The following is a 2,274-nucleotide window of genomic DNA, read 5'->3' on the forward strand; positions in this document are numbered from 1 at the left end:
AAATTTTAAATTTTGGCGTCAATAGCGGCAAGCGGCAGGATTTCGTTGGCGACACGGGAAAATATGGCTTGTTGATGGCGGTAATCCCATCTCTCCACGGAGCAATGACGAAGGCGGTCTGCCGCATGAAACCGGATTATATTAACCGAGTTGCCGGCATTCCAACGCACCCGGTCTGATACGGCGGTGCCGGCCTGCACGACCCAACTGTTATTTATTTCAGGCAGCTTATGGCGCAGCGGAATGATAAAAGGCAAATGGATGTGGCCTCCCAAAATAAGATCCGCGCCTGCCTTTGTCCACTTGTCGATAGCGGCGTCACGCCCCCGCACTACATTGACTTCATCTTTTAACCGGCTCACCCATAAAGGGTGATGCGCGATTACCAGCCGCAATTGCGCGGGTTTTGCCTGTACCAATAAGCGGCTGACGCGATCAATTTGTTCAGCGGACAGTTCGCCGTGTATGTGGCGGTATCGGCGGGTAGTCTTGACGGCGATAGCCAGCAAACTGTCTGACTCAAACACCGGTTCGAGGTTTTTCCCAAAAGTCCATTGGTAATTGGCGTAAGGCCAAAAAATCCGGCTCAACACATTGAACAGCGGGATATCATGATTGCCCGCCACCACCAGGTTTGCCGGCGTCTTTAACGCATCAATAAAAGCTTTGGCGGCAGCGAATTGCCGGGGTCTGGCCCGTTGCGTAATATCGCCGGAAATAACCGCCAGGTCAGGCCGTTGCTGATGCGCCAGCTGAATTAACGCCGCCGCTACGTCTGGCTGCTCGGTGCCAAAATGCGGATCGGATAAGTGTAAAATCACGCTCATGATTTTTTCTCGAGCGAGTCAACGCTATTGGGGTCGGGTTTTATCAGCAATAACGCCTGGGCTGAGACGCTGAAATCAAGCGGCGCTTTGAGCCGGATTATTTCCCCGTCAATCGCTACTTTCACGTGGGCGCCTAAAAACCTTGCCAAGCGCACATTCATTTTTTCAAAGGCAAACGTCAAAATATTTTCATGCTTGCCCAGATCGCCGAGCATGCCCAGGAATAAAAGTCGCATAATACCGAGCCTGGTAGTCAGCGGCTGGGGAATGATGGCTACCAGTTTGCCTTGTTCGATGTGATCTGCTTCGGCTATCCCTATATTCTGGAGTTGAAGGCGATTATTGGCAACGTAAAGACTGGGGGTCTCCAATTTACGGCGTTCAGTTTGCGTTTCGAGGATTATATGGATGATTTGCCGATTGAGAAACAGCGTATAGAGCCCGGCCATAAACGCGATAACCCGGCCTCTGCCCAAGTGAGTTTGAAAAACTTCCCGGGTCTCCAGCAATTCGGGATAAAGGCCGATACTGGCGCTTACCAAAAATGTCTGGTCGTTGACCAAACCGACCTGCACCGGCTCGTGATATTCAGCCATAATAATTTGCAGGGCTTCATCCGGCGCGTCCGGTATATCATGCGTGCGGGCAAAATAATTAAAGGTGCCTTGCGGAATCAGGCCGACCCGGCAATTTTCTTGAAGGGCCTGATGAGCTACTGTATTGATGGCTCCATCTCCCCCGGCTATGACCACGATACCGTTATGCTGGCCGGCCGACTTGACCACCTGTTGGGCCGTTTTGAGTAAATCCTCCGGCTGTTCAATCAGGTAAATGTAGAAAATTCGATGCGCTGCGTTACATGACTCTTCAATAAGTTGAGTGACTTTATCAGCATCGTTTTTTCCGGACTGGGCGTTTAAAATGATATATAAAGGCGAAGGGTTAAGATTGCCGCTGTTCATAGCCGTATAATATCAAGGCAGTTATTTTCTCTCATGGGTCTTCCTTTATTCCCGCTGGCGTTGTGAATGTCCGCATGAGCATGCATCATCGTTCCGCTGCTGCTCACACTGTCCGCAACCGTATGTTTCACCTGGCTTTACCGGGCAATTACAAGACGGATTGGCGCACGTTGAATTTTCTTGATCCGCTGCGTTAATTGTTACCGGGATCATGGCATTCTCCTGAAAAAAACTTTAAGGATTAAAATTCTGTCTGGTAATGGCTCGTTGAATCTGTCAAAAGGTCAAAGCTCTGACAGGATGCTTTATCTCATCAGCCGCTGAACTAAAGTATGCCAATATTGGCTGTACTAGGGGCTTGTGTTTGCATTCCTGCTCTTTAAATTCCGGCCAAGCCCGATAATATTGGGCAATATTTATTATATATACCCAAAGTTCTTTATAGGATGTGCGTTGCGCAACTTAATAAAATATTTTATGGTTTA

2 protein-coding genes are annotated in these 2,274 nt (G+C 49.0%); both read right to left on the reverse strand.

Translation table 11 applies throughout. The annotated features are described in order from the left end of the window. Nucleotides 1-5 precede the first annotated feature (5 nt). Complete coding sequence (locus HUX64_RS03175; RefSeq protein WP_174624793.1) at nucleotides 6-827, reverse strand: metallophosphoesterase family protein; 822 nt, start codon at nucleotides 825-827, stop codon at nucleotides 6-8. Further along, nucleotides 824-1,789, reverse strand: coding sequence for a diacylglycerol/lipid kinase family protein (locus tag HUX64_RS03180; RefSeq protein ID WP_174624794.1), 966 nt, complete (start codon nucleotides 1,787-1,789; stop codon nucleotides 824-826). Before HUX64_RS03180 ends, HUX64_RS03175 begins: the two co-directional genes overlap by 4 nt. Nucleotides 1,790-2,274 lie beyond the last annotated feature (485 nt).

Source organism: Candidatus Methylobacter favarea (assembly GCF_902806695.1).
GTDB classification, from domain to species: domain Bacteria; phylum Pseudomonadota; class Gammaproteobacteria; order Methylococcales; family Methylomonadaceae; genus Methylobacter_B; species Methylobacter_B favarea.

Excerpts from the sequence above, each read along its gene's own strand:
- HUX64_RS03180 (WP_174624794.1), bottom strand. The coding sequence starts at position 1,789 with ATGAACAGCGGCAATCTTAACCCTTCGCCTTTATATATCATTTTAAAC.
- HUX64_RS03175 (WP_174624793.1), bottom strand. The coding sequence starts at position 827 with ATGAGCGTGATTTTACACTTATCCGATCCGCATTTTGGCACCGAGCAG.